The sequence below is a fragment of the Acinetobacter sp. CAU_H_60 genome, assembly GCF_058599385.1.
Genome location: NZ_CM178653.1, coordinates 2,048,213 through 2,065,366, shown reverse-complemented (window position 1 = coordinate 2,065,366; position 17,154 = coordinate 2,048,213). Strand labels below are relative to the sequence as shown.

Genomic DNA, 17,154 nt, shown 5'->3' with positions numbered 1-17,154 from the left:
TAGACGCTAGCTTGTCATTTTTGCGACACGTGATGGTGGCAAAGTAAGCGTTATGTATGCAGGCGGCCCATGAGAATCCTCTGGGCCGTTTCTGTTCTAAAAAGAATTCATTTTCTACCGAATTTAGGAGATAAACATGACTGCAGTTACAGCAAGCATGGTTAAAGAACTGCGTGATCGTACTGGTCTAGCAATGATGGAATGTAAAAAAGCTTTGACAGAAGCTGGTGGTGACATCGAATTAGCGATCGACAACCTTCGTAAATCTGGTCAAGCAAAAGCAGCTAAAAAAGCTGGTAACATTGCTGCTGACGGTGCGATCACAATTGCTCAAGAAGGCAACAAAGCAATCCTTCTAGAAGTAAACTGCCAAACTGACTTCGTTGCTAAAGACGAAAACTTTGCTGGTTTCTCTGCGAAAGTTGCTGCTGCTGCACTTGCTGCAAACGAAACTGACGCTGCTAAAATCGCTGAACTTAAACTTGAAGATGGTGCTACTGTAGAAGAAGCTCGTATTGCGCTAGTTCAAAAAATCGGTGAAAACATCCAAGTACGTCGTGCGAAAATTGTTGAAGGTGAAAACCTTGCTGTTTACAAACACGGTCTTCGTATCGGTGTTGTTGTATCTTACTCAGGTGATGCTGAAACTGGTAAAGGCTTGGCAATGCACATTGCTGCATTCAATCCGGTTGCTGTAAACGCTGAACAAGTTCCTGCTGACCTTATCGCGAAAGAAAAAGAAATCGCTGAAGCTAAAGCACTTGAATCTGGCAAACCAGCAAACATCGTTGAGAAAATGGTTGTAGGTTCTGTTGAGAAATACCTGAACGAAGTTGTTCTTGAGCGTCAACAATACGTAATCGACAACGACAAGAAAGTTGCTGAAGTTCTTAAAGCGACTGGTACTACTGTTGCTAACTTCGTTCGTTTCGAAGTGGGTGAAGGTATCGAGAAGAAAGCTGAGCTTTCTTTCGCTGAAGAAGTTGCTGCTGCTCAGGCTGCTGCAAAATAATTCGGTAACGAATTAGAAAAAAGCCCCGAATGGGGCTTTTTTTATGACTAAATAAAGAATGATCAAGGAGAAATTATGGCAAATAAAACCAATATGGGGATCGGGGCTGTCATTGCACTTTTGGTGGCTGCTTATTTAGGTCTGGATTTATCAGAATCTAAACAACAGACCAATACTTTTGTACCTTCAGCAGAAGTTGCGATTCAAGAGCAGCCTAATGTTCAAAAAAGTACGCATAAGGTTTCTGATGATACCCAGCGTATAGAGCAAGCTTACCAGCAAAGACAAAGTGATCTTCAGGTTCAGGCGAGCGGTAAGGTGGTAGCGTTATTAAAAGATGATAATGAAGGTTCCCGTCATCAGAAATTTATTCTGGAATTATCTACTGGTCAAACTGTATTGGTTGCGCACAATATTGATCTGGCGCCACGCATCCAGAATATTCAAAAAGGTGATCAGGTTGAGTTTTTTGGTGAATATGAATATAGCGACAAAGGTGGGGTGATTCATTGGACCCATCATGATCCATCCAATAAGCACATCAGCGGTTGGTTAAAACACCAAGGAAAAACCTATCAATAAGGGAATTTTCCTTGGTTTTATAAATGTAATGATATTACATACGCTTTAAGCGCACTGTATTGCCTCAGATTGACGAGATTTCCATTTAGGTAGGACTTTGCCTAAATAGGCATCCATGCACCATAACGGGCCAATGAGAAGGAATTGAAGGTCTTTAAAGAAAGAAGGCTTTTTACCTTCGACTTTGTGTCCATAAAATTGCCCAATCCAGGCAAAAACAAACAAGGCTATAAAGAAACCGACACCTACAGGTAAAACCCAGATGAACCAGGCCATCATCAGGGTTAGCGCTGCCATTGCTACAGCCAGTACGATATCTAAACGTGCATAAAACACAAAAGCCAGAACCAAGAGCAGGGCAGTCAGTAAAGCGCTAAAGTGCGCCATGATTCCAATAATGGAAAAATAGATGGTAGGCACGCAGACCCAATGGATCAGTTTGTTGGTTTTGTTTTGATGACTTTCACTATATTCATCTAACCATTCGGATATTGTTTTCATTCTATCGCTCCCATCCATGAACGTACTGTTAGTTTTCAAAATATAAAACAGTTTGGAGGTATGGTCAAAATGAAATCGATAGTGGGTTGATAAGGGTTAGAGAAGGCTTATACCTGAATGGAATAACATCGACAGTATTAAGGATAAAAGCAGTTCGAATTCCTGCTCTACATCACCAAATAAAAAAGCCACATGACTGTGGCTTTTGAGTTAAATGTAGAGCGGTCAAATCTTATGAGTTTGGACCATCTACACGCTCAATATTGACATGTGCAGTACCAGCATTGGTAATACCAAGCTGTTTAGCAGCACCGTAAGATAAATCTAGAACACGATTGCCATGGAATGGACCACGGTCATTCACCTTCACAACCACGCTCTTACCATTGTTTTTGTTGGTCACGCGGATAAAGCAGTTTAATGGCAGGCTACGGTGTGCAGCAGTCATTGCATTCATATCGAATGTTTCACCACTGGCAGTTTTACGGCCATGGAACTGACGACCATACCAAGATGCTGTACCTGTCTGACTGAATTTACGAACTGTGTTTGAAGCAACATTGTTCAGTTTCTCAATCACTGAAGGCTCTTCTGCAGGAATTGCAATTTTTGCTGCAATGGTTTGACGACGAACTTTATCGCCAGAACGCTCAGTGATTGAAAGGCTGTTCAAATTTGTGAAATTTGAATTGAAGCTTTGAGCTTCTTTGTTTAATACACGCGCTGCAAGACGCGAATTGTCATGATCATTATTGAATGATGATGACTGAACCATATCTGCTTGCGATTGCGTTAGGGTAACGGTCACGGCGATGGCCATAAAATACTTCAGAAAAGAAGAATGCATTGAATCAACTCCTAACAGCATGTTTCATTAGATTGGGCCTAAGTAGCTGATAACCCTATAAACATGCCTGATATTTAACTTATGCAACTACATTTAACGAATTGGATAATATTCATGCTGGCAACTGGCTGTCTAGTGTTTAATTAAAATAGTTAAAAAAAGTACGCAAAATAAACAATGAGTGATTAAAAAATAATCAATATTGTAACAAGGCGTAAAAAATGCCTAAAATTTAGGCATTTTGTTTAATAAAAATCTTGACTTTAATAGTATGTAGTAATTTTTACTGTTATCGGCTCGTAATTTCTGTACCTAAAAGCCACAATGCAGTGGCATACATACGACTACGATTGTACGTGGTAATCACTTGAAAATTCGGATAAGTAATATAGTAAATCGGTCCATAATTTTCTTGTAATTGAATGACATTGACCATATCAAGATCATCAATACGAACAATCGGATTCATCGGACTGATCCCTTGGGTTTTGACTACTCCATAAGGCGTTGGCTGTGTGAGATCCTTGGCGATGACAGAATCAGGATTCGAACCGCTATAACGGGCAGGAAAGGCAATTGGCTGATCTCGTTGCCAGCCATTTTGAGCCAGATAGTTTGCAATTGAACCAATCGCATCTACCGCAGAATTACGTAGATCGATATGGCCATTACCATCATAGTCGACCCCATACTTTGGAATATTACTTGGCATAAACTGCGGATAGCCGACAGCACCTGCATAAGAACCGACGATTGAGGATGCTGACACACCATCCTTATATGACCATGCGATCAATGCCGCCAGTTCATCCTGGAAGTATTGCGCACGACGTTCATAACCAAAGCCAAGAGTTGCCAGTGCATCACGGGTCACAAATGAACCCTTGTTGCTGCCAAAACCGGTCTCAACCCCCAAAATACCCAAAATGATCGATTGTGGTACACCAAACTGCTGCTCGGCGCGATTTAATGTTGCAGCATATTGCTGCTTGAAACGTACACCGCGTTGAATCGTGCCTTCAGACAAAAAATTGGTCTTATAGGCATACCATGGCTTACTTTCACCTGGGCGATTCATGATATTGATAATATTTGGAAGATTTTTTGCTCCCGTCATTGCACTGTCTACTTGCTGAGCACTTAGACCATAGGTCTGCATAGTGTTCTGTTTGAAACTGGCATAAGAGGGATGATATTGAAAATCGTTGGCCAGGCTTAAACTACTGAGTCCGAATGCACTGACAAGGATCGAAAGCTGCTTCAATTTTTTATAAAAATTCGATTTCAACATCTTGGTATGATTTCCAATTTTTTGGTAGGTTTGTGGCTATGTCATTTGAATCGTGCCATGAAAAAGATCAATTCACTTTTCTCAATTTTCTGGCATTAGAGGCAATATTAAAGATAACATTCTGATGAATAGGAGTCATATAAACTCCCTTAAAAACAGGAAAAGGTTGGTTGTTTTTTCAGCATTTTGTATTTTAGTTCACAATAACTGTAACAAGCTATTTCTTAAGCCACAAAAAAGCCTGACCGAAGTCAGGCTTAATCTGCATTTTTTGAATAAATATGCGGCTTTATTCAGTAAAGAATAAAGTGTCGTGATATTCTGCCATCGCCTGCAACTCATCCTTATTTAAATTCAGGATGATTTTATCTGCTGCAATATTAATCGCTTTGATTACAGCTGAAGCACCAATATCAGCAGCCTTGCGTTTAATCATGCCTAAATCTAAGGTTTTATTAAAGTCGACCATAAAATGACGTACAGTTGCTTCACCAAACTGTTTGTACAGATTGCTGAGACTCTGCTTATCGACACTTTGGCCAGCTTTTAATGCTGCATAATGGTGTTTTAGGTTGGTGACCAGATTGGCATCCAGAGACTCACCAATACGGAAGTTTCCTTCCGGATCTTTAAACAGGCTGCGTTCAGAAAAAGCAATCGACTCTTTGACGACTTCATTTGGCGCTTTACCCAGCAACTGTTTCAGTAACACTGCCACAGTGGACTTGATATAGCCCGCCAGTTTTTCTGCCGTATCGCGTTTTTCGCTCGCAGGAAAACGGCGTACCAGTTCCGTGAGAATTGCATCAATAATTTCATCATTAATCATTAATGCGGTTTTATCACGCAGTGGATAAAGCGGTTCACTCGAGTTTTTATTTTTCTGTGCAGTCTGAATTGTATTTAATAGTTCTGCAGAAGGAATAAAACCAAAAAAAGGCATTCTTAAACCTCAATGTTTTTTATTGTCGCGCTAAACGAATAGGGCGAGGCATCCATGTGGAATCCGATACACGACAAGGGTTGATATCCAATCCACCACGGCGTGTATAGGTCGCATATACCATCAGCTTTTCCGGTTTCAGATTTTGCCAGATATCGGCAAACATCTGTTCCACACATTGTTCGTGAAAACCGTTGTGCTGACGATACGAAATAATATAAGCCAAAATACTCTTATAACAAGGTTTTTTGCCCTGATAGCGTATAAATACTGTACCCCAGTCCGGTTGTCCAGTGACTGGGCAGTTACTTCTTAATAAATGTGAATAGAGTTGCACTTCGATATTTTCATCGCTTTGCTGATCTAAAGACAATAAAGAAGCGTCCGGATGATTTTCCAGGCGTTCCGGAGTCAGGTCATCAATACAGATACCCTCAGGCTTAGAAATTTCAAGTTCATCAACATGGAAAAGATCCAGTGTGATTTCAGCACCAGCAGCTTTTGAGAGGTCTTTTTCAACAGTTGTAATAAAAGCCTCTTTCGAATCAAACTTGGCAAAGTTCAGGCTATTGAAATACAGCTTTAAAGATTTTGATTCAATGAGATTTGGGGAAAATGCTGGCAGGGTAATCCGACCAATCGCCACTTGAGGCACGCCGATAGCATTTAACCAAGAAATTTCAAAAACATGCCACCAGTCTTTGCCTTGCTGAATAGCTTCAACATGGGCATATTTTTCACGGGCAGGCGCACGGGAAATCGGGAACAAAATATCGGGCTGATATTCTGTTGGGTAGTTGGTGTCTTTACCAAGGAGAGAATGTTCTACACTCATTATTCACGCATTCCTGAACCACGAGACAATAAATAGTAAGCAATACCGTAAAGCACGGCACACCAGAAAGTAATCACGACCAATGAAATGGAAACATTGACATCGCTATGACCTAAAATGCCGAAACGGAACGCATTGACCATATATACGATCGGGTTAACTAAAGAGAGATTTTGCCAGAACGGACTTAAGGCTGAAATCGCATAAAACACACCGCCTAAATAGGTCAGTGGTGTGAGTACAAAAGTCGGGATGATCGAGATATCATCAAAAGATTTGGCATAGACAGCATTAATAAAACCGCCTAGAGAGAATAATAGCGAGGTAATGAGTACTGTATATATAGTCACAAACCAGTTGGTAATATAAAGGTCTGCAAAAAACAGGCTCATGGCACTGACAATAATCGCAACCAACAGACCACGAATTACACCACCCAATACATATCCCCATAAAATGGCATGTAAAGGTACTGGACTCATGATTAGCTCTTCAATGCTTTTCTGAAATTTTGAGCTAAAGAAACTGGAGGAGACGTTGGCATAACTATTGGTAATCACCGCCATCATGATCAGACCGGGGACAATAAACTCCATATAGCTATACCCGCCCATTTCCCCAATACGTGAACCGACCAGATTACCGAAGATCACGAAATATAGACTCATGGTAATGGCAGGTGGCAGTAAAGTTTGCGGCCAGATCCGCATAAAGCGGCGAACTTCTTTATGAACGATGGTATATAAGGCGACGCCGAGCTGATTTATATTCATTGTGCAGCTCCATCCAGATTTTTCTCGACCATTTTCACAAATAGTTCTTCTAAGCGGTTTGACTTGTTACGCATACTGCGTACCTGAATGTTCTGTGATTCCAGTAACTGGAACAAATCATTCATGGAATGGGCTTTATCCAGTGTCACTTCTAAGGTCATTGGATCTACTAAATTAAATTTCACACCAATAATTTCAATATTTAATGGCTCAATAGGTGCAGCCAGATCGAAGATAAAGGATTCTTCATTGAGCTGATTCAGGAAATTCTTCATGGTGGTATCTTCTTTGATCACACCACGATCGATAATCGCAATTTGACGACACAACATCTCTGCTTCTTCCAGATAATGAGTCGTTAAAATAATAGAAGTACCATTACCGTTCATTTCATTAAGAAAATCCCACATGGAACGACGCAATTCGATATCCACACCGGCTGTTGGTTCATCCAGAATCAATAATTTTGGTTCATGCATCATCGCACGAGCGATCATCAGGCGACGTTTCATACCCCCTGAAAGCATGCGAGCTTGAGTAGAACGTTTTTCCCAAAGACCCAGTTTATTTAAATATTCTTCAGCACGCGCTTGGGCAATTTTTTTAGGAATACCGTAATAACCGGCTTGAGTGACTAGAATATCAAAGGTTTTTTCAAACTGGGCGAAGTTAAATTCTTGGGGTACCACGCCTAAACATTGTTTGGCTTCAGAAGGGTGAGTATCCAGATTGTGACCAAAAATTTCAACGGTTCCAGAGGTTTTTCTTGTTAATGAACTGATAATACCAATAGTAGTGGACTTGCCCGCGCCATTAGGTCCTAGTAGGGCATAGAATTCACCTTCAGGTACAGTTAAGTTAATTCCTTTAAGTGCCTGAAAACCATTTCCATAGGTCTTCGACAAATCCCTTAATGTCAGCGCATCAGTCATAGAGATCTCAAATGGTGAAAAGTTGAGATATTGTGAGTGATCTTGCAGAATAAACCAAGTCATTCACATGGAATTCTCTGTTGCTGTTTTGGCACACTGTATAAAGGATAGGCATAAAAATAACGAAGTTATAGATAGTTGCTTTACCTTATGCATTTTTTTGTTATGATGTGCGCATTCCAAAAAGCTGCGGCCATAGCTCAACTGGATAGAGTACAGGTCTCCGAAGCCTGTGGCGTGGGTTCGAGTCCCGCTGGCCGCACCATCATTTTATAAATTTTTCTTACTTTGAACAAAAAGCAACCCAACTCCAGATTTATAAAATAAATTATGGATTCTCTTCTTCTTCATCCTGATGTTTTTGACGTATTTGATCTCTTTTCACCTGAGGGTCTTGATTCACGCCTAACTGACCGCGTTGAATCTCTCGATCCTGTTTCTCTTGTGGATCTAATTCTTCTTCTGGAAACTCTTCATTCAGTTCTTCATCTGGTTTAGCCATCGGGAATTACCTCTTGGGAATATATATGTATGTATAAGTCGCCCTAGTCCTTTAATTCTATAAAAGTGGATGAATTACATTGTTGTATTTATAGTCTGTTTAATCTCATAAATTGTTGTTTCTATAAATACCCGAATCCTGCTTAAGCCGATGACTTCATAATTTGAATTGTTGGCTTATTTTTATGGATCAGTTGATATGCACACAAGGACGCGTAAATCCCTCCTAGAAATCCATGAACACTACGTGCTTTGCTTGTCACTAAATTGTACTGACCTTTCAATAAACTGAATAAAGTCTCTATCTTATTGCGCTGTTTTAAGTGATATTTATCTGACTCAGAAAGTTGTATAGCCTGCATGTTTTTTCGATGATAGGTAATTAAATCAATACCTTGCTCTTTCAACCTACTCTTCAGTTCTTGACTAATATAGCCACGATCTCCATACAACTTTGCTTCCATCTCTTTAACGAGTCTCTCAACCATTTTGATATCAGCCAAATGTCCATTGGATAAAGTAGAACAAGCAATTTCACCAAATTGATTCATCACAATATGTAATTTACAGCCATAAAACCAGCCCATTGAGCTTCTACCACGTGATGCAATTTGGACTAATGATTTATGGCGTTGAATACGTTGATTTTTACAAACTGGCAGAGTTGTTGAATCAATCCATAAATATTGTGTACGTTGGCCTTTCATTAGCGCCACATGTAAAGCGTGTAGAGCTAATTGATGTCTATTAATCAGATGAATCATCCGTTGGTAACAGGGTAAGCTTTTAAATAAATGATTTTTATCCTGTTTCAACCATGTGAAAAATGCTTTGAAATTAGTGAAATGAGAACATTTATACCAGATCGCGATAAAAGTGATTTCTGAGATACTCAAGTGAGCGGTTCGGACTCTGGAGAAACGACGACTTTGTTTAAGGAAATTCCAGTAGGTTGCTTCAAATTTAAGAAAGAAATCATCAATTACGCAAAATAATTCGGTACTATTAAACATCGGGACTAGAGTTTTAAGTTTTGTGTGGTAACTCAACTGATGGCTCTAGTCCTCTTATTTTTCAAGTCAATTTTTTATCCGCGATTCGGGTTATAAATAGATGTGAAATAGATGTGCTGAGTAGTTTTTCTTCTAAAAAATTAGTATCTTATGCTCACAATAAAAATGAGACATAGATATGAAAAAATTATTATTCATTGGGTTGATGATTGGAGCTTCTTCATTAGCTGGAGCGAATACACCTTTAGCTATTCAACATGGTAATCCTGCTCCAATAGATAAAGCAGTTATTACGACTACACCTTATCATGCTCAAGAAAACCTAATAAGTCAGTACTCTTTAGCTTTTGGCTACGCCGGTTCAAAAATAGGGTCAGACAGTTTTTTTGGTACTGAATCATTCGATGGGCTGTTTATTAATGGTGAATATCAATCCCATCCGACAGCCAGCTTATGGGCCGAATACAAATTTCAAAGTTCAGATATTGATTACAATCAAGTTGCAATTGGGATAAAAAATAAATTTCTGGAAAATGATCAGCTTTATTCAGCAGTTTCTATAGGCTTGGGAATGAGCTGGGTAGATGAAAGTGAAACGGATGCAGATCTTGGTCGAATCGATCTTGAATTGGATTATTTTACAATTCCTGTTGCACTGGAAGTCGGTTATAAAGTTGCTCCTGAAGCAGATTTATTTGGATCTTTTGGTTATCAATGGATGTTTAACCGTGATGCCAAGATTTGTATGAATGGCGCATGTGTCTCTGGCAAGAGTGATGATCTGGACTTAAATGGGGTTACTTATCAATTTGGTTTTCGCTATTACTTTTAGTGGCTAATCAATCGCCTTAATAGCGAATTCGTTTACTTAAGACTTGAAATTGCATCTAGATAAAATTATTCATTTTTCATATAAATAAAGAATATTTTTATTAAAATTTAAATAGATAGGGTATAGAGATAGAAAAGAATAGAGTTGTTTGTAGTACTCTATTGATCCAGCCAAAATATTCTAATCTGCTTTTGAAAAAGCACAATTTAAATATTGTATAAGTCTTCTTTTAAAAGTGTAAAAGCGTATTGTAGGTAAAAAAAATCCTGCTATATTGAACTCATGGTAGGTCATAAAACGAAACGACGCTACCAATAAGTTGGACGGATCAATGACAGTTAGTTGAGCTGGAACTTACGTTCAGGCAATAAATCTAGCACTAGCCATCCAACACAGAGCCCGCAGCGATGCGGGCTTTTTAATGCAAAATTTTAAGCGAGATTTATTAATAATTTTGACTCATTTATTTGTATAGCACATTCTTCATTAGCGACTATATAGTCAATAAAAGGTGCTCGCTAAAAAATCTTACATATTCGTTTGAAAGCCTTTCAAATAACTATGTTATAAGAATTCAGACAAGCAAATTTAATAATGCCAATAAAGGGAGGTATGACGATGACAGAAGATTTAATTGAAGTGCGAGTCAAAAACCAGTATGGCAAAATCCTGAATGTAAAAGCATTACTACGTGCTGGTGCTCAGCATAGTGATCCGTCCCAGCGTTTGGAACAGCAAGTTGAATATATTGTAGTGGATGATGAAATTATCAGGCCAACGATTGAACTGTTATTTGCCAGTGAGCAGACTGACTGTATCTATCGTGTTTTGGATCCTAAATAAAGATCCGGGATTCATTAAGCTGCTTTGCGACCCTTAAAAAAGATATAGCTCATCAAATGATGAGCTTGATTTTGATATATTAATTCACTTTTTTATCAAATTGTTTGATGCAGAATAAAAACTGATGAATTTAATTCGAAGAGATTGGATAAATTCTTATCATTTCTCAGTTTCTTAATTTTTTATGTTATATAGCATCAAGCTATCTACATAGATGATCTAAATGAACTTCTTCAAAAATACGCTCTGAGAAAAGTATTATTTCAGAAAACTTTTAATGTGACATTTACATCATAACGGTCAAACTCGTCCAGAATTTGATGAAGTGTTTGCTGTCCCAGTTCATCTGCCGGCCTGATATGAACTTCCTGATTGGTCGCGCTGTCAAAACATTCAATTGTTTGAATTAGCCAATGATGTTCAATTGAACTCTTTTGAATTAATACCCGTCGTGGCTGTAATGCGTCACTGATCTGGCGTGGCAGTACATAAGTAATCGCAAGTTGTATAGTGTCCAATTCTTCAGCTGGACTTAAAAAGGTGATCACCCAATTACCCACTTTACTGAGTTGCATGGGATTATCAAAGGCATCGAATTCAAGATAATATTGCATGGGAAGTAAGAGTATTAATTTATATTATTTTCTATATGCACCTGTTTAGAGGTGTGTTCTATCACGCTAAAGTATTAGAACAGTTAGGTGTGAGAAAGGATTAAATATTAAACTTTTAAAAATCAATAAATTGATATTGATTTGTATCTATTTTTATTCTGAATATCGATTAGTTAAGAGCTTTAAAGACTAAGGTATTCTTCTATAAAAGACTTTATTTCCTTGCTGAATAAAACAAAACATGATTAGTTAAAAATCCCTCTCCATATTTAAAGAGGGACGAAAAAATTTAATTTACAGTGTAAGGATCGCCGTATTTTCCAATGCTTTGCGTAGATAGGGATCTAAATCATCCTGACGAAGGAGCCACTGAACATAGTCAGCAGGAAGATCAACAATCGCAGTGCCACGGTGCTTACCAAAATTGATGGTTCGTGGAATACGCGCATCTTCAGATGCCTCATAGAGTTCTTCAATACTGCTGATTTTCAGGTGATGCACAATATGCATCAGAATATTTGCTGTCAAAATGATATCCATATCGGCGCGATGGGCTTTACGGATCATTTCCCGAGCGCGTTCACTGCCTTTGGTAATCATATAGATTAATGCAGAGATATTATGTGCTTCTGCCTCTGGCCAAACCCGGCGGGCGAGGGCAAGGGTACAAATTGCTTTAATATTCGATGAATCGACGCCACATTTTTCTAGGGCACGAATATCATAATCAATATTATGGCCAATGATATAAGTGGTTTCTTGCGGAAGTTCAAAGCTGCTGTAGTGCGGTTGTCCTTCCAAATCGGACTGCAGAATATGGTGTACAGCCATTGCTGCAAAGGAAATTGGTTCGTCGCATGAATAAAGCTGATCAAACAAGCGGCTTTTATCCAGACTGATTTTATGATCTATGATCTCTACAGGCGCATAGGCAATTTCAATGGGTTGACCATTCAAGGTATGGGTTTCAGTATCGAGAATGATAGCCTGCATGACGAAAATATGCCTGAAAAAAGTGGATATCAAAATCTAACATTATTGTTTCGATCCTGACAATTGAAATGCCGGATTTCATCTTTAATTGCAGACTTTTTGACTGATACAGAACATTTGTAATCTAGACTCATAAATAATAGTTTTTAAAGTTTATGTAAATATTTCCAAAACTTAAATTTATCGTATCGGAATGGTCATAAATTAAATCACTATTTATTAGAAAAATAACAAAATAATCTCTTGTATTTAATGAAATAACTTGGGAAATTAATGTCTAGTTTTATCAACGGATAAAGATAAAACTATAAAAATCATGAGAGATAATAATTAAGACAAGGATAAGATCGATGAAACGTCATGTATTGACTGGTTCTCTACTCGCGCTAAGCGTAGCTTTAACTGCCTGTAATGATAGCGATGATGATCGTTATTATGAATCCAAACCTGCTATCCCCGTAAATAATATCGACAATCCTGTAGTGGCAACACCTGTAGCCTATAACAAAACAGATTTGTCTGCTGTTGCTGATGAAAGTGTGGTCATGACCTATAAGATGTTAGGTACTAATAATAAGGAAACCCAAGCGACGGCACTGCTTTTCACTCCAAAAGGAACGCCTCCTGCAAAAGGTTGGCCGATAGTGGCATGGGCACATGGTACAACGGGTGTGGCCGATCAGTGTGCGCCAAGTCGCAATGAAATAAATCCTTATATCAAAAATATGATTGCCGGATTTCTTCAAGCTGGATATGTGGTCGTTGCACCTGATTATGAAGGTTTAGGAGAGCCGGGTGGAAAAGAACTTCATCCTTTCCTTAATCTTAAGAGTGAAGCTTATTCGATTACCGATGCTGTAGTCGCAGCAAAAGACTATTTAGGTTCGGATGCTTCTAATCAATGGATGGCTGTCGGTCATTCTCAAGGTGGTCAAGCGGCTTTAGGCGCTGCCCAATATGCAGCACGTGCTTCTCAAATGACGTATAAAGGTACGGTAGCTTTAGCCCCTGCTTCTAATTTCAGTCTGATTCTGGCCGGTGGAGAAGCTCAAGCTGGACAAGAACCAGATCTGAATAAAAAGATTCAAACTCTAGCATCTTTAGATACTTTTACCGCGCTGATCGTCGCGGGATTGCGTAATCCGAATCCAAATCTGCAATATAGTCAGGTTTTTAAAACACCAACAGACGAGATTGCCAAGAATGCTGAAACAGATTGTTATGATGTATTAGGCAACAAATTCGGTATGGCAATGGGAACTTATGCCCAAACCAATGGAAATCTGGAAGGATATCCGCGTACTCAAGCTAATTTTATGACTATTTCAGTCGTGAAGAATTTCCTGGAAAAAGACTCTCAGCCTTTACAGGTTAAAGTGTCTACACCTGTGATTATTTATCAAGGAGAGGCGGATCCTACTGTTCCAAAGGCTGCAACAGATGTTTTAGTGAGCTTAGCGAATCAGAAACAAACCTCGGTACGCTATATTACGGACGGTTCATGGGACCATGGCAGCGTCTATGCACTGAATATTGCTAATATTATTTCAGATGTAAAATCTCTAATGCCAATTCAATAACTTATTTTTATCTCTATAGCTCATGTTTTTTAAGCATGAGCTATTTTTTATTGCAAACTGAATAAAGTTCATGGTCGAAATTGGCAAAGTTCATGTTACAATACGCGCCAATCTTAGCACGGCTTAAAAGCCCTAATTTAATAGGACCTCGCTAATGTTTGCCAATATCTCTATTGCTGAATTTGATCCAGAAATCGCTCAAGCAATCTCTAACGAAGATGCACGCCAAGAAGCGCACATCGAGTTGATCGCTTCTGAAAACTATTGCTCACCAGCAGTAATGGAAGCTCAAGGATCAAAACTCACTAACAAATATGCAGAAGGCTACCCAGGCAAACGCTACTATGGCGGTTGTGAATATGTAGATGTCATTGAACAATTGGCAATTGACCGTGCTAAAGAATTATTTGGTGCTGATTATGCTAACGTTCAGCCACATGCTGGTTCTCAAGCAAACTCTGCAGTTTACCTAGCACTTCTTAACCCAGGCGACACAGTATTGGGTATGAGCTTGGCTCACGGTGGTCACTTGACTCACGGTGCGAAAGTAAGCTTCTCTGGTAAAACTTACAATGCAATTCAATACGGTCTAAACCCAGAAACTGGTGAGATCGATTATGAAGAAGTTGAACGTTTAGCTGTAGAACACAAACCACGTATGATCGTAGCTGGTTTCTCTGCATACAGCCAAATCGTAGATTGGCAACGTTTCCGTGACATCGCGGATAAAGTTGGCGCTTACCTGTTTGTAGATATGGCTCACGTTGCTGGTTTGGTTGCTGCTGGCGTTTACCCAAGCCCAGTTCAAATTGCTGACGTAACAACAACGACTACTCACAAAACTCTTCGTGGTCCTCGTTCAGGTCTGATCCTTGCGAAAGCAAATGAAGAAATCGAGAAAAAACTTCAATCAGCCGTATTCCCAGGTAACCAAGGTGGCCCTCTGGTTCACGCGGTTGCTGCTAAAGCAATCTGCTTCAAAGAAGCAATGGCACCAGAATACAAAGCATACCAACAACAAGTGGTTAAGAATGCTCAAGCAATGGCTGAAGTTCTAATCGAACGCGGTTATGACGTTGTATCTGGCGGCACTAAAAACCACCTGTTCTTGTTGTCTCTGATCAAACAAGACATCACTGGTAAAGATGCTGACGCTTGGTTAGGTGCTGCTCACATCACTGTGAACAAAAACTCTGTACCAAACGATCCACGTTCTCCATTCGTGACTTCAGGTATCCGTATCGGTACACCTGCTGTAACGACTCGTGGTTTCGGTGAATCAGAAGTTCGTGAACTTGCTGGTTGGATCGCTGACATCCTTGATGCTAAAGGCGATGAAGCTGTGATCGCTGCTGTTAAAGAAAAAGTTGCTGCTGTTTGCGCTAAATTCCCTGTTTACGCTAAATAAGCCTAACTTGAGAAAAGCCCCCTCAAGGGGGCTTTTTTTATTGGGTGATATTTTTTCTGACTCATCTTCTGCTGCTCACTTTTATGATCAGTTAAAAGAGAAGATAAGATCAAAGCCTAATCAATCCTGTATATAAAATACTTATACTTTTATAAAAAAGTTGAGAAATACAGATCCTATAAATCTGATTTCGAAAAGAGTATTGAGTTTTTCTAAAACTGGTTACATTCTTTAAAAAACAGCTACAGCTTCTGAGTTAAGCCACAATTTTTTAGCAGCTAAAAAAGATTTTTTTACATTTGAACTTAATTTAATCTGATTAACCACTTAGAACCTAGATTCATTTGCTTTTTAAAGACTATTCAATCATTCATTAATCAAGGTAGTAAGAATGGCTAAACCAAAAATTATTTTATCTGAACAGGATGTGGAGCGTCTCGAAACCATGCTTGAAAATCAAGACAAGCTCAGTGAGACCATGCTTCAACTGGAAGATGAACTGGCTCGTGCTGAAGTGGTCAAGCCAGAGGACATGCCAAGCAATGTGGTGACCATGCATGCGCGTGCATTGCTGACGATTGCACCATCAACGGAGCCTGTAGAAATCACCTTAGTCTACCCGCATGAGTTTAAAGGTGAAAAAGGGCAAGTGAATGTCGTAGCACCGATTGGAACTGCAATCTTGGGCTTGGCAGAAGGACAGACCATTGAATGGCCACAACCTGATGGTCAGTTGATGAAAGTCACGATTGAAAAAGTGCTGTATCAGCCGGAACGAGAAGGTGACTATCTATAATTTTTTAGTTAATTCGCCAATATAAAAAGGCCCCTATCATCGGGGCTTTTTAATATCCATGTTTTAATGCTTTGTGAGTTTATCCAGATAACCCATAATAAATGCAGAAATCACAAAAGTCAGATGCATAATGATGTACCACATGATTTTGTCATTCTCGACGTTGCGGGCATCCATAAAAATACGCAGTAAATGAATCGAAGAAATAGCTACGATGGAAGCCGCAACTTTGAGTTTAAGCGAATTGGCATCCATAGTACCGAGCCAGTTCAGGCGGGTTTTATTTTCATCGATTTTGAGTTGTGAAACGAAATTTTCATAACCTGAAAACATTACCATCACAATAAGTCCACCAACCATGGTCATATCAACCAGGGATAGAATCACCAGGATCAGGTCAGCTTCAGTATATTCAAAGATATGCGGCAGGACATGAATCACTTCCTGAAAGAATTTTAAGGCCAGCAATAATAAAGCGAATGATAAACCAAAATAGACAGGAGCTAAGATCCAGCGTGCGGCATACATCGTATTATGAAAAAAACGTTCCATTTTATTCTCAGGTTACCTACTTTATTGTTGATCTTGATCATAAATAATTCATGCTTAAAATTCGAGAATTATTTATGTTTTATAATGTCTTATGAGTATTCTTAAGTTTAAAAAAAGCTTAATTAAGATCATAAAATAACTTGGCATTTATTGTGCTTATTCTTATTTAGTTGGTTATTAGCCTATTTGAGGCCGATGGGAAAGGTTATAGAGAGCAACAGCAGGCTAGAGGTAAAATGATTCATACAAGAAATGACTGTAGGCCAAACTTAATTCCAACAATATCTTCAACTTATATAAAGAAAA

General features: G+C 39.0%; 19 protein-coding genes and 1 tRNA gene. 8 read left to right on the top strand and 12 right to left on the bottom strand.

The window, feature by feature from the left end; all coding sequences use genetic code 11:
* The first annotated feature begins 136 nt into the window (after positions 1 to 136).
* Positions 137 to 1,012, top strand: a complete 876-nt coding sequence (gene tsf / locus AC4MBN_RS09630) for a translation elongation factor Ts (protein WP_004784491.1) — start codon at positions 137 to 139, stop codon at positions 1,010 to 1,012.
* Between the two features lie 75 nt (positions 1,013 to 1,087).
* Complete coding sequence (locus tag AC4MBN_RS09625) at positions 1,088 to 1,594, top strand: DUF3465 domain-containing protein (protein ID WP_491876670.1); 507 nt, start codon at positions 1,088 to 1,090, stop codon at positions 1,592 to 1,594.
* A gap of 45 nt (positions 1,595 to 1,639) precedes the next feature.
* On the opposite strand, the gene AC4MBN_RS09620 is transcribed toward AC4MBN_RS09625, so the two are convergent.
* The 7 genes from AC4MBN_RS09620 to AC4MBN_RS09590 all read right to left on the bottom strand — a co-directional run bounded on the left by AC4MBN_RS09620 (position 1,640) and on the right by AC4MBN_RS09590 (position 7,716).
* Positions 1,640 to 2,095, bottom strand: a complete 456-nt coding sequence (locus AC4MBN_RS09620) for an Mpo1 family 2-hydroxy fatty acid dioxygenase (protein WP_419365353.1) — start codon at positions 2,093 to 2,095, stop codon at positions 1,640 to 1,642.
* Positions 2,096 to 2,327: 232 nt separating this feature from the next.
* Positions 2,328 to 2,942, bottom strand: coding sequence for a septal ring lytic transglycosylase RlpA family protein (locus AC4MBN_RS09615; RefSeq protein WP_491880173.1), 615 nt, complete (start codon positions 2,940 to 2,942; stop codon positions 2,328 to 2,330).
* A 289-nt stretch (positions 2,943 to 3,231) separates the two neighbouring features.
* Positions 3,232 to 4,233, bottom strand: coding sequence for a lytic murein transglycosylase B (gene mltB / locus AC4MBN_RS09610; RefSeq protein ID WP_491880172.1), 1,002 nt, complete (start codon positions 4,231 to 4,233; stop codon positions 3,232 to 3,234).
* 289 nt (positions 4,234 to 4,522) lie between these two features.
* Positions 4,523 to 5,176 carry a hypothetical protein gene (locus tag AC4MBN_RS09605; protein ID WP_491876673.1) on the bottom strand — a complete coding sequence of 218 codons (654 nt, stop codon included), beginning with the start codon at positions 5,174 to 5,176 and terminating at the stop codon, positions 4,523 to 4,525.
* Between the two features lie 19 nt (positions 5,177 to 5,195).
* Positions 5,196 to 6,011, bottom strand: a complete 816-nt coding sequence (queF, locus tag AC4MBN_RS09600; protein WP_491880171.1) for an NADPH-dependent 7-cyano-7-deazaguanine reductase QueF — start codon at positions 6,009 to 6,011, stop codon at positions 5,196 to 5,198.
* The gene (locus AC4MBN_RS09595; RefSeq protein WP_180179032.1) at positions 6,011 to 6,784 is read right to left on the bottom strand and encodes an ABC transporter permease; all 774 of its coding nucleotides are present in this window, start codon (positions 6,782 to 6,784) and stop codon (positions 6,011 to 6,013) included. The genes queF and AC4MBN_RS09595 overlap by 1 nt, the downstream gene beginning before the upstream one ends.
* The gene (locus tag AC4MBN_RS09590) at positions 6,781 to 7,716 is read right to left on the bottom strand and encodes an ABC transporter ATP-binding protein (RefSeq protein ID WP_323713398.1); all 936 of its coding nucleotides are present in this window, start codon (positions 7,714 to 7,716) and stop codon (positions 6,781 to 6,783) included. The genes AC4MBN_RS09595 and AC4MBN_RS09590 overlap by 4 nt, the downstream gene beginning before the upstream one ends.
* 189 nt (positions 7,717 to 7,905) lie before the next feature.
* Here AC4MBN_RS09590 and AC4MBN_RS09585 point away from each other — a divergent pair.
* A tRNA-Arg gene (locus AC4MBN_RS09585) sits at positions 7,906 to 7,981 on the top strand.
* Positions 7,982 to 8,044: 63 nt separating this feature from the next.
* Here AC4MBN_RS09585 and AC4MBN_RS09580 read toward each other — a convergent pair.
* Both AC4MBN_RS09580 and AC4MBN_RS09575 read right to left on the bottom strand, forming a co-directional pair.
* On the bottom strand, positions 8,045 to 8,218 hold the full coding sequence (locus AC4MBN_RS09580; RefSeq protein ID WP_179993406.1) for a hypothetical protein: 174 nt from the start codon (positions 8,216 to 8,218) through the stop codon (positions 8,045 to 8,047).
* A 142-nt stretch (positions 8,219 to 8,360) separates the two neighbouring features.
* Positions 8,361 to 9,230, bottom strand: coding sequence for an IS982 family transposase (locus AC4MBN_RS09575; RefSeq protein WP_491880955.1), 870 nt, complete (start codon positions 9,228 to 9,230; stop codon positions 8,361 to 8,363).
* A 178-nt stretch (positions 9,231 to 9,408) separates the two neighbouring features.
* Here AC4MBN_RS09575 and AC4MBN_RS09570 point away from each other — a divergent pair, with 178 nt between their 5' ends.
* Together AC4MBN_RS09570 and AC4MBN_RS09565 are read left to right on the top strand one after the other, a co-directional pair.
* Entirely contained in the window at positions 9,409 to 10,062 is a 654-nt protein-coding gene (locus tag AC4MBN_RS09570; protein ID WP_419365344.1) for a hypothetical protein, read from the top strand.
* Positions 10,063 to 10,680: 618 nt separating this feature from the next.
* On the top strand, positions 10,681 to 10,905 hold the full coding sequence (locus tag AC4MBN_RS09565) for a hypothetical protein (protein WP_419365342.1): 225 nt from the start codon (positions 10,681 to 10,683) through the stop codon (positions 10,903 to 10,905).
* 263 nt (positions 10,906 to 11,168) lie between these two features.
* On the opposite strand, the gene AC4MBN_RS09560 is transcribed toward AC4MBN_RS09565, so the two are convergent.
* Together AC4MBN_RS09560 and AC4MBN_RS09555 are read right to left on the bottom strand one after the other, a co-directional pair.
* The gene (locus tag AC4MBN_RS09560) at positions 11,169 to 11,519 is read right to left on the bottom strand and encodes a hypothetical protein (RefSeq protein ID WP_166135969.1); all 351 of its coding nucleotides are present in this window, start codon (positions 11,517 to 11,519) and stop codon (positions 11,169 to 11,171) included.
* 294 nt (positions 11,520 to 11,813) lie between these two features.
* Positions 11,814 to 12,512 carry a putative quorum-sensing-regulated virulence factor gene (locus tag AC4MBN_RS09555; RefSeq protein WP_419365339.1) on the bottom strand — a complete coding sequence of 233 codons (699 nt, stop codon included), beginning with the start codon at positions 12,510 to 12,512 and terminating at the stop codon, positions 11,814 to 11,816.
* A gap of 350 nt (positions 12,513 to 12,862) precedes the next feature.
* On the opposite strand from AC4MBN_RS09555, the gene AC4MBN_RS09550 reads away from it, so the two are divergent.
* The 3 genes from AC4MBN_RS09550 to rnk all read left to right on the top strand — a co-directional run bounded on the left by AC4MBN_RS09550 (position 12,863) and on the right by rnk (position 16,296).
* Positions 12,863 to 14,092: an alpha/beta hydrolase gene (locus AC4MBN_RS09550; RefSeq protein WP_491880170.1), complete on the top strand. Its 1,230-nt coding sequence runs from the start codon at positions 12,863 to 12,865 to the stop codon at positions 14,090 to 14,092.
* A gap of 154 nt (positions 14,093 to 14,246) precedes the next feature.
* The gene (gene glyA / locus AC4MBN_RS09545; protein WP_004784306.1) at positions 14,247 to 15,500 is read left to right on the top strand and encodes a serine hydroxymethyltransferase; all 1,254 of its coding nucleotides are present in this window, start codon (positions 14,247 to 14,249) and stop codon (positions 15,498 to 15,500) included.
* A 391-nt stretch (positions 15,501 to 15,891) separates the two neighbouring features.
* Positions 15,892 to 16,296: a nucleoside diphosphate kinase regulator gene (gene rnk, locus AC4MBN_RS09540; protein ID WP_034171243.1), complete on the top strand. Its 405-nt coding sequence runs from the start codon at positions 15,892 to 15,894 to the stop codon at positions 16,294 to 16,296.
* 63 nt (positions 16,297 to 16,359) lie between these two features.
* Here rnk and AC4MBN_RS09535 read toward each other — a convergent pair whose 3' ends face one another.
* Positions 16,360 to 16,848 carry a TIGR00645 family protein gene (locus AC4MBN_RS09535; protein ID WP_005236522.1) on the bottom strand — a complete coding sequence of 163 codons (489 nt, stop codon included), beginning with the start codon at positions 16,846 to 16,848 and terminating at the stop codon, positions 16,360 to 16,362.
* Positions 16,849 to 17,154: the final 306 nt, after the last annotated feature.

Coding starts and splice junctions, on each gene's coding strand:
- AC4MBN_RS09615 (WP_491880173.1), bottom strand. CDS start 2,942: ATGCATTCTTCTTTTCTGAAGTATTTTATGGCCATCGCCGTGACCGTT.
- AC4MBN_RS09535 (WP_005236522.1), bottom strand. CDS start 16,848: ATGGAACGTTTTTTTCATAATACGATGTATGCCGCACGCTGGATCTTA.
- AC4MBN_RS09595 (WP_180179032.1), bottom strand. CDS start 6,784: ATGAATATAAATCAGCTCGGCGTCGCCTTATATACCATCGTTCATAAA.
- mltB (WP_491880172.1), bottom strand. CDS start 4,233: ATGTTGAAATCGAATTTTTATAAAAAATTGAAGCAGCTTTCGATCCTT.
- AC4MBN_RS09590 (WP_323713398.1), bottom strand. CDS start 7,716: ATGACTGATGCGCTGACATTAAGGGATTTGTCGAAGACCTATGGAAAT.
- queF (WP_491880171.1), bottom strand. CDS start 6,011: ATGAGTGTAGAACATTCTCTCCTTGGTAAAGACACCAACTACCCAACA.
- AC4MBN_RS09625 (WP_491876670.1), top strand. CDS start 1,088: ATGGCAAATAAAACCAATATGGGGATCGGGGCTGTCATTGCACTTTTG.
- AC4MBN_RS09555 (WP_419365339.1), bottom strand. CDS start 12,512: ATGCAGGCTATCATTCTCGATACTGAAACCCATACCTTGAATGGTCAA.
- AC4MBN_RS09560 (WP_166135969.1), bottom strand. CDS start 11,519: ATGCAATATTATCTTGAATTCGATGCCTTTGATAATCCCATGCAACTC.
- AC4MBN_RS09580 (WP_179993406.1), bottom strand. CDS start 8,218: ATGGCTAAACCAGATGAAGAACTGAATGAAGAGTTTCCAGAAGAAGAA.
- AC4MBN_RS09550 (WP_491880170.1), top strand. CDS start 12,863: ATGAAACGTCATGTATTGACTGGTTCTCTACTCGCGCTAAGCGTAGCT.
- rnk (WP_034171243.1), top strand. CDS start 15,892: ATGGCTAAACCAAAAATTATTTTATCTGAACAGGATGTGGAGCGTCTC.
- AC4MBN_RS09570 (WP_419365344.1), top strand. CDS start 9,409: ATGAAAAAATTATTATTCATTGGGTTGATGATTGGAGCTTCTTCATTA.
- glyA (WP_004784306.1), top strand. CDS start 14,247: ATGTTTGCCAATATCTCTATTGCTGAATTTGATCCAGAAATCGCTCAA.
- AC4MBN_RS09565 (WP_419365342.1), top strand. CDS start 10,681: ATGACAGAAGATTTAATTGAAGTGCGAGTCAAAAACCAGTATGGCAAA.
- AC4MBN_RS09575 (WP_491880955.1), bottom strand. CDS start 9,230: ATGTTTAATAGTACCGAATTATTTTGCGTAATTGATGATTTCTTTCTT.
- AC4MBN_RS09605 (WP_491876673.1), bottom strand. CDS start 5,176: ATGCCTTTTTTTGGTTTTATTCCTTCTGCAGAACTATTAAATACAATT.
- AC4MBN_RS09620 (WP_419365353.1), bottom strand. CDS start 2,095: ATGAAAACAATATCCGAATGGTTAGATGAATATAGTGAAAGTCATCAA.
- tsf (WP_004784491.1), top strand. CDS start 137: ATGACTGCAGTTACAGCAAGCATGGTTAAAGAACTGCGTGATCGTACT.